The organism is Streptomyces sp. NPDC044061, from assembly GCF_056434305.1.
Genome location: NZ_JBWKFL010000108.1, coordinates 1 through 7,930 on the forward strand (window position 1 = coordinate 1; position 7,930 = coordinate 7,930).

A 7,930-nucleotide genomic window follows, 5' to 3' on the forward strand; every position below is an offset into this window, starting at 1 on the left:
GAAGTTCTTCACCACCGGATAGGCAAAGAACAAGGCCAGGTACACAACAGCGGGCAACAGGAACAGCCACCGGAACAAGCTCTCCCGGCCCCGCCATGGGCTGCGCCGCCGCGGCGCAGCCGGTTCCGCCGAGCGGATCCGCGCCCGGCCCACGGTCGTCGTCATCGGCTCCGCCATTGCCTGCTCAGCCATTGCTTTGGGCCTGCCGGAGCGCCTCCGCCGGCGAGGCCTTGCCAGCCAGCGCCGCCTGGATAGCCGTGTAAATCTTGGCCTCGGCCTTGGGCCAGTCCACGCCGAGCTCGCCGGTACGGGCACGCGCCGACTTCAGCAGATCCGTGAAGACGGCGAGCTGGGGATTCTCGACGGAGAACCGGGCGGCAACCTGCGTCTTGGACGGAACGTAGCCGACTCCCTCTGCGATGGAGAGCTGCACCTCGTCACTATTCATACACCCGACGACCTTTGCGGCCTTGGCCTGCCTGGCCTTGTTACCGGTCCGCGGAACCGTCCACATCTCGCCACCCATCGGCGCGACCGCCGTGTCCGAGGCCGACTTCATGGGGATCTTGACCACTCCGTAGTGGAGGCCGGAGACCTTATCGAGCTCCGGGACCTGCCACGACCCGTTGACCATCATCGCCGCCTTTCCCGCCATGAACTGGTCCTCCACATCCTGATAGCTCCAGTTCAGCACGCCCGACGACGCCGACCCGGACTTCACGAGGTCCGTCCAGAGCTGAAGGGCCTCTGCGGTCTGGGGCGTGTCGATGTTCTTCTCATCGCCGCCGTTGCTCCACATGAACGGCAGAAACTCCCACGTGGAGGCATACGTTGTGGTGGCGTTGAATGCGACTCCGAATTGGCCGCCCGTGGTGAGCTTCGCGGCTGCGGCCTTCAACTCATCCCACGTGCTGGGCGGCTGGACGCCGGCCTTCGCGAGAAGGTCCTTGTTGTAGAAGAACGCGAGCGTGGTCACCGCCGGAGCCAGACCGTAAACCTTGCCGTTGTACGTGCCTGCCTGAAGCACGCCCTTAGCGAAGCCGTCCGTGTTGATGTTGAACTCACTCAGCGGGACGAGCGCCCCGGTCGCCGCGATCTGCTGAAGGTTGGCGTCCTTGAGCATGAGAACGTCCGGCAGCGTCTTAGACGACACCTGCTGGAGGACCTTCGGGAGGTACCCACCGCCCGTCGGGAGCGTGTGACGGTCAAGCGTGACGCCCGCCTTGGCCGCACACTTGTTGAGGGCAGCGGCGTAGACCGGATCGCTGCCGAAGTAGTCCAGTTCGGAAATGCTCGTGACCGACTGGTTGCCGGACGCCTTCGTACTCCCACTGCAGCCGGTCAGGACCGCGAGGGCCGCGAGGGCCAGACCGGCGGGGGCGATGGTTGAGGCTCGCTTCATTGGGTCCTCTTCTTGGCGGTGCGTATCGACGATGTGCATCGACACGTGTCGTAGTTGCTATTGCTGGTTTCTCTGGAGGCGAAGCCGTCGGCGCTTGGCGCGCAGACGGGTGGTACTTTGCCGGCGCTTGAAGACTGGCCGGATGAGCTCCAGTACCGCGTGAGGCCTGGAAGTGGGATCGATGACGTCACGGAAGATCATGTCGACCGCCCGGCGCGAGACCTCGTCGGGCGGTGAGCCGATGGTGGTTAGCCGGATATGCAACCGAATGAACCACCAAATCTCAGGTCTCCACGGATCCAGGGAGGCGTTGGAATTCGGTCCTCTAAGCGGTTTGTCGACTTCCATCGCGGATTCGAGGTGGCCAGGTGATCGGTAGGCGAACGCAACCCGCATGCCTGATTCAGCCGATTGGACTCGACGACGCCGCGCCCAATCAACTGCCAAGATACGACTTATGTGTGAGGGGCGAGGGAAGGTGTCGGGCTCGACTGCGTCTTGTTGTTATTTCTGACGCGATCGGCGCGGGGGAACTCCGCGATGCGGATCCGCGTCGAGCCGTAGGGGACAAGCTCAATCTCGATGTCGTCGTCAGCGACCTCGGGCTCCGCAGGCGGATCCCCTGCGCTTGGCCACACGGGGTGCATGCCCCAGTTTGTCGTGAGTTTCGCGGGGAGCGTCACGATCAGTGGCTCGTCGTGCTCCCACGGCACGCAAGTATCGGTTTCTGCGTCGTAGATCGGCTCGCCGCGGCCAGCGAACGGGAGCCGGGTGAGTGCGTGTCGGGTGAGCAGTTCGGCGCCCTCCTGAGAATACTCGACCGCCCTACTGAAAGGATGGATCGAGGGTAGGACGTTCCAGGCGGACGCCGGGCTGATCTCCCAGTCGCGCGAGCCCTTGTAGTAGTGCGCGAGCTCTTTGTAGTCGGCGGAGAGCCTCAGCGCGAGATAGAGTGGTCCGCGCCGAAACGCGACCGTGGTCTCCGAGCGTGGCTCGGGGCTGACGTGCATCGGAAACTCGATCGTGATGCGGTCGCCGGGCTCCCAGGTCTCGTCGAGCCGGTGCAGCGCGCCGGGACGTGCCCACTCGGTGCGCCCCTTATAGTCCAGTCTCGCGGCCTTCCCTTTCTTGAGCCAGCCTGGTATGCGCAGGAGGAGCGGGAAGGCGACGGCGTGTGCGGCTTCGACGGTGAGTGTGATGGAGCCGTCAAACGGATACTCAGTTTCCTCGCGCACGGTGACCTCGGCCCCATTGACAGCTCGGAATGTGACCTCGCTCGGACCATACGCAAGCGCGACGACCCCGCCGTCGTGTGTGGCCATCCACATGTGCTGCACCAGCCGCGGCCAGCCCTGGTGCATGTTTCCCGTGCAGCAGGTGTAGTAGGGCATCAAGCCGAAGAGGTTCGCTTCCGGGCCGTCGTCGAACTCGCGCTGTGCATTCGAGACCAGCACCTGGTTCGTCTGCTGTACGTACTGATGAGCCCAGAAGTCGCCTGTGCAGGTCGCGGGAAGGGAATTGAAGGCGAGCGCTTCCAGCTGGTCCCCGAGGCCAGGATCGCCGATGATCTCGAAGAGTTTCTCCAACGAGTACATGTGCTCCACGACGTCGCACAACTCGGTTCCATGTGTCGGACGCCGTCCGTCGCCTCCGCGGGGAAGCCACTCATGTGCGGCGAAACGTCCACCTACCTGGCCGAATTCGCCCTCGAGTAGTGCGAGCGCCTTATGTACGCCGACGACGTCCTCGCGATCGCCTTCAAGAAGGTAGCGGAATGCGGGGTACTTGAGCCCGTGCGCGACGGCATAGCCCTGGTCGAACGCCAACCGCCCGTCGCGGAAGCTGTCCGCCCACTGCGTCTCCGGACCGGCCGAGTGGCACATCTCGGCCAGCACCGACCGCAGTGCCTCATCGCCGGCCCGTTCGTAGAGCCACAGACCCGCGACAAGGTTCTCCTGGCGCATTGAGTTGTCGAATGGGTTCCGATCGATTTGGTCGGGCCGCCGGTTGGTGCGCGTGGACAGATAACCGTCGAAGTAGGACTTGATCAGCGACACGATCCGCTCGTCGCCCGTTGCATCGTGATAGCTGATGAGAGCCAGCATCAGCTTCGAGCGACCGCGATGGAGCTTCGTTCGGAATGGCTCCTCCTCCACCTGAGGCGGCCCGAACCGCCCGTCCTCACGAGCAGAGGCGAGCGTGTACTCGACGAACGTGGTCGCCTCCGCCTTCAACCCGGCGTCATCTAGCTGCCACGCGAGCGGAACGAGGCCGTTGAGGAGATCCGGGGTCACGAAGGCTCTCCCCGGTCCCTGTATCTGCGCGAGCATGTTCTCACCGACGCCACCGCGCCACCAGGAGTCCTTGTCCCAGAATTTTGTCAGGTTGCCGGTGAGACCCTCAGCTTGTGCGCGGAGCTGATCGCGCAACCAGCCCCGTGGCTTCACCGCACCGACGCCAAGGGCTCGGAACGCTGGCCTAACTGGCGTGTTTCCGACGACGGTCATACACATCTACCTTCCTCCATGAGGCTCCACCTGTGCCGATCCATGCCGTCAAGACGTACCCGCTCAACCTCTTGTAATTGAGTGGCAACGGCGGCAATCACCGACTCGCGACCACCAAGGGCCGACGAGCAGTCGGGTGCTCGGGACGCGTGCGCGGTCCTTGCTCGGCATCCACTGCCGGACTGCGGTATTCCATTCCGCCCGGCTCCGTGATGGTTGTCACATCGACGACTGTACAGTTTTGATACAATCCTGTCAAACCTAATCAGCCACCGGCTGGCCATCTGCCGCCCTGGAGGCCTATGTCAAGGCGGAGATGGCAGATGCTCTACTTGCCAAGCTCCGGACGGCGAGGCATGATTGCACTAATTTTGTACAGGAGGGTGTCGCGTGAAGATCGCTATCGTCGGTCTTGGCGAAGTCGGACGGACCTACGCGGATGCGCTGGCGGCCCAAGGCGAGCATGAGGTCGTGCTCAACGAGCTCCGGCCCTCGCCGGCTGCTCAAGAGCTCGCCGAACGCCTAGGCGTTGTCATCCACACCAGGGCCGGCCCGTGGCTCGCCGACGTCGGCCAGGTGTGGGTGTGCGTAACCGGTGACGTGGCCGCGCGTGTCGCCGAGGGGCTTGCTCCACACCTAGGGCCCGCCACGACAACCGTCGACCTAACCACCGCCAGCCCGCAGGACAAGCGGGACATCGGAACTGCGTTTGCGGCCGCAGGCCTTGCCTATGTCGACGCCGTGATCATGGGGGCGGTCGGTCTGACAGGAGCCCGTACCGCCATTCTCGCCGCCGGGCCCCTAGCCGACATGGCACTCGCCGAGTTCGCCCGGATGGGGGCTCCTGTACGCGGCCTGCCTCACGGGAGCGCTGGCGATGCTGCCGCGCTCAAACTCCTCCGCACTGTGCTCACAAAAGGGCTGGAAGCCCTTGGCGTGGAGTGCCTCATTGCCGCTGAGCAGCAGGGCCTGCGAGCCGAGTTGTACGAGGTCCTCAGCGACATTGACCAGGCTGGCCTAACGCACTTCCTCAACACAGTTGTGCGCACGCACATCCTGCACGCCGAGCGGCGCGGCCACGAGATCAACCGAGCTGAGGCCCAACTTAGAACGTTCGGCCTGCCCTCGCTGCTCATGGCCGCCAGTGAGGAGCGTTTCGCGCGCACCGCCAAGGCCATAGACGACCAACCACCGGCACCGGGCACCGCCGACCACATTGACACCGCCATCACGTGGCTGCTTACCACCACCGCTGCCGTGGCCTCGGCCAGCGACACGACCCGCCTGTGAAAGGACGACAACCATGGACCTCGGAATCGCAGACAAGACCGCGCTTGTCCTCGGCGCGGGGGGCGGCCTCGGTGGCGCCATCGCTCGTGAACTGGCCGCCGAGGGTGCAAGCGTCGTCGTTGCCGACCGTGACGCCGACGCCGCAGCTCGGACTGTCGCCGCGATCGAGTCCGTAGGCGGCACGGCATGGGCGGCCGTGTGGGACCTCGCTGACATCGAGGCGATCGACCGTGAGGTGAGCCTCATCGAGGAGCGTACCGGTGGCGTGGACATCCTCCTCAACAACACGGGCGGCCCGCCTCCGAGCCCGGTTGCCAGCCAGGCCATCGGGTCGTGGGAGACCCACTTCAGGTCGATGGTCCTCTCCGTGATCGCGTTGACCGACCGAGTCCTGCCTGGCCAGCAGAAGCGAGGTTGGGGTCGCATCATCACCAGCGCTAGCTCTGGTGTCATCTCGCCCATCCCTAACCTCGGCATGTCCAACGCCCTCCGCAGCGGCCTCCTCGGCTGGTCCAAGACCCTTGCCGGCGAGGTCGGCAAGTACGGTGTCACCTCCAACGTGGTACTGCCCGGCCGCATCGCCACTGGGCGCATCCAGTTTCTCGACGAGGCCAAGGCCAAGCGCCAGAACAGGTCAGTCGAAGACGTAGCCGAAGAATCGCTCGCGACCATCCCCGCCGGTCGCTACGGCGACCCCCGGGAGTACGGCCAGGCCGTTGCCTTTCTGGCCAGCTCCCCAGCCTCATACATCAACGGTTCCGTCATCAGGGTCGACGGTGGCTACATCTCCAGCATCTGAGCTTCCCGACAGCGCCGATCGCCGTCAGGGCCGCCGCGCCAGCCCGTCCAGTTCCCCAGGAGAACGCGCACATGACCTTTAACCGCAACACCGATGGTGTCTATGCGATCGCCCCTACCCCCTTCGAGGCCGACGGCAGCATCGACCTCCCCTCCCTCGACCGCCTCATCGACTTCTACGGCGAGGTCGGCGTCGACGGACTGACTGTCCTCGGCCAGCTAGGCGAGGCATTCAAGCTGGACCAGGCCGAGGCACTGCAGATCGCTGGTCGAGTCATCGACCGTGCCGAGTTCCCGATCGTCGTCGGGGTGTCCGCCCCCGGGTTCGCCGCGATGCGTTCCCTCTCGAACGCCGTCATGGATGCGGGCGCGGCCGGCGTTATGATCGCGCCGCCGAACACGCTGCGCACCGACGACGAAATCGTCAGCTACTACAAGGTGGCTGCGGCAACGATCGGCGATTCCACCCCGTTCGTGTTGCAGGACTACCCGCTCACCTTCTCGGTCCAGATGACAGCCGGTGTGATCGCTCGCATCGCCAACGACAACCCGGGCTGCTTGATGCTGAAGCACGAGGACTGGCCCGGACTCGAGAAGATCTCGATGCTGAGGCGACTGGAGGCCGCAGGGGAGATGCCTCGCCTGTCCATCCTGTGTGGCAACGGTGGCCTATTTCTTGACTTCGAGACCGAACGTGGTGCCGACGGGGCTATGACCGGGTACGCCTTTCCGGATCTCCTCGTCGACGTGGTCAGGCTCTCACGATCCGGTGAGACGGAAGCCGCCCACGACCTCTTCGACTCGCACCTGCCTCTCATCCGCTACGAGCAGCAACCTGGTGTCGGACTGGCCGTCCGCAAGTACGTACTGCAGCGTCGAGGCATTCTCACCTCCGACGCCCAGCGCAGCCCGGCAGTCAGGCTGACCGACGCCGCCCGCAGCGAGATCGACTTCCTCCTCCGGCGCCTGTCCCGACACGATTCCCGCGCCAAGCTTAACTGACTCGGACTCCGCCCTCTCCCTGCTCGACGAGTCACGTCGCGCGGACGCGCCGCCGATAAGGTCGGTCCGTCGACCAGCACCGACCCACCAGCACGAGACGGACGGAGGACCCACGTGGCCCGCGCCAACGATGTGTACGAGGCCCTACGCAGCCGCATCGTTTCCGGCGACTACTCTCCTGGCAGTCATCTCGCTGAGGAGACCCTCAGTGAAGAGCACGGAGTCAGCCGCACACCGATCCGCGCGGCGCTTCGACGACTACACGACGACGGACTGATTACCATCGAGCCCCATCGTGGGGCGTTCGTCGCCGAGTACACCCGGGCCGACATCGACGAGGTCTTTCAACTCCGACAGATCCTCGAGCAACGTGGGGCCACCCTCGCGGCTACTCGACGAACCGATGAGCAGCTGGCCCAGTTGCGCGCCCTAGTTGACGAAATGGCGGTCATCCAGTCCAGCGACACCCAAACCCGCCGCGACGACCTACACCACAACAACCGCGAATTCCACGAGCTCGTCCTCGTAGCCGCCAACTCACCGCGGCAGTACCGCTTCGCTAGCAACCTCGCACAGACGTCGATCACTGTCGGCACGTTCTTCTACTACACAGACCGCGACATCGAACGCAGCATCGAGTTCCACCGCCTCATCATGGAGGCAATCGCCGGCCGTGAGGCCGAGGTCGCCGGTCAGTTGATGGCCGCTCACTTGGCCTCCGCACATCACGCTTTCATTTGTCAGCGGTTCGAGAACGATCAAAGTGTCTAACGAAGGCCGACAGCACCGCATACGACCGACCGCCAGAGTCTCGCCTCAACGTGATCGGCGTGGGCGGGTGGTTGTGGGGGCGGTCATGGTGCTGTGGGGCGGGTTTAAACGGGCGTAACACTTGCGACGGAAGTAGGAACCAGTGACCTACCCAGACATC

General features: G+C 64.5%; 6 protein-coding genes and 1 pseudogene. 4 read left to right on the forward strand and 3 right to left on the reverse strand.

Annotated elements, in window-relative coordinates:
• The 3 genes and pseudogenes from AC07CM_RS49620 to AC07CM_RS49630 all read right to left on the reverse strand — a co-directional run.
• A pseudogene (locus AC07CM_RS49620) lies at positions 1–192 on the reverse strand (sugar ABC transporter permease); the annotation flags it as partial.
• Complete coding sequence (locus tag AC07CM_RS49625; RefSeq protein WP_478883173.1) at positions 185–1,441, reverse strand: ABC transporter substrate-binding protein; 1,257 nt, start codon at positions 1,439–1,441, stop codon at positions 185–187. The pseudogene AC07CM_RS49620 and the gene AC07CM_RS49625, both read right to left, overlap by 8 nt.
• 416 nt (positions 1,442–1,857) lie before the next feature.
• Entirely contained in the window at positions 1,858–3,909 is a 2,052-nt protein-coding gene (locus AC07CM_RS49630; RefSeq protein WP_478883168.1) for a beta-L-arabinofuranosidase domain-containing protein, read from the reverse strand.
• 390 nt (positions 3,910–4,299) lie between these two features.
• Here AC07CM_RS49630 and AC07CM_RS49635 point away from each other — a divergent pair, with 390 nt between their 5' ends.
• The 4 genes from AC07CM_RS49635 to AC07CM_RS49650 all read left to right on the forward strand — a co-directional run bounded on the left by AC07CM_RS49635 (position 4,300) and on the right by AC07CM_RS49650 (position 7,770).
• Positions 4,300–5,199 carry an NAD(P)-binding domain-containing protein gene (locus AC07CM_RS49635; RefSeq protein ID WP_478883169.1) on the forward strand — a complete coding sequence of 300 codons (900 nt, stop codon included), beginning with the start codon at positions 4,300–4,302 and terminating at the stop codon, positions 5,197–5,199.
• 13 nt (positions 5,200–5,212) lie between these two features.
• Positions 5,213–5,998, forward strand: coding sequence for an SDR family oxidoreductase (locus AC07CM_RS49640; RefSeq protein WP_478883170.1), 786 nt, complete (start codon positions 5,213–5,215; stop codon positions 5,996–5,998).
• Positions 5,999–6,069: 71 nt separating this feature from the next.
• Positions 6,070–6,999 (forward strand): dihydrodipicolinate synthase family protein, encoded by a 930-nt coding sequence (locus AC07CM_RS49645; protein WP_478883171.1) that lies wholly within the window; start codon positions 6,070–6,072, stop codon positions 6,997–6,999.
• Positions 7,000–7,113: 114 nt separating this feature from the next.
• Positions 7,114–7,770 (forward strand): GntR family transcriptional regulator, encoded by a 657-nt coding sequence (locus AC07CM_RS49650; protein ID WP_478883172.1) that lies wholly within the window; start codon positions 7,114–7,116, stop codon positions 7,768–7,770.
• Positions 7,771–7,930 lie beyond the last annotated feature (160 nt).